The following is a 325-nucleotide window of genomic DNA, read 5'->3' on the forward strand; positions in this document are numbered from 1 at the left end:
ATGTTTTGCATTTCTTATGCATTGCCTTGGACACTCCGGCCAGCCGGGGCGCGTGATGTGGAACGGGAACCAGATCGAGCCGCCAATGCAGCCAGTTGTACTGCCGTCGCCGGATGACTACCTTGTCGGCGGGCATGATGCCGTTCGGCAAAATCGAGAAAGCCTTCATGAAGGTCGTTGAACGCTACATCATGCGTCGCGCAGCGACGGTCTTCGTGGCCGCGCTGACCTGGACGCTGGCGATCGTGTGGACGACGCAGGTGCTCGCCAAGATCGATCTCGTCACCGACAGCGGCCAATCGGCGCTGACCTTCTTCGAGGTCGC

At 60.3% G+C, this 325-nt stretch carries 1 pseudogene; it reads left to right on the plus strand.

Going from position 1 to position 325, the window contains the following annotated elements:
• Positions 1–167: 167 nt before the first annotated feature.
• Positions 168–325, plus strand: a pseudogene (locus EN807_RS37240) (LPS export ABC transporter permease LptF); the annotation flags it as partial.

Origin of the sequence: Mesorhizobium sp. M5C.F.Ca.ET.164.01.1.1 (assembly GCF_004792125.1) — a bacterium.
Classification (GTDB): Bacteria; Pseudomonadota; Alphaproteobacteria; order Rhizobiales; family Rhizobiaceae; genus Mesorhizobium; species Mesorhizobium wenxiniae.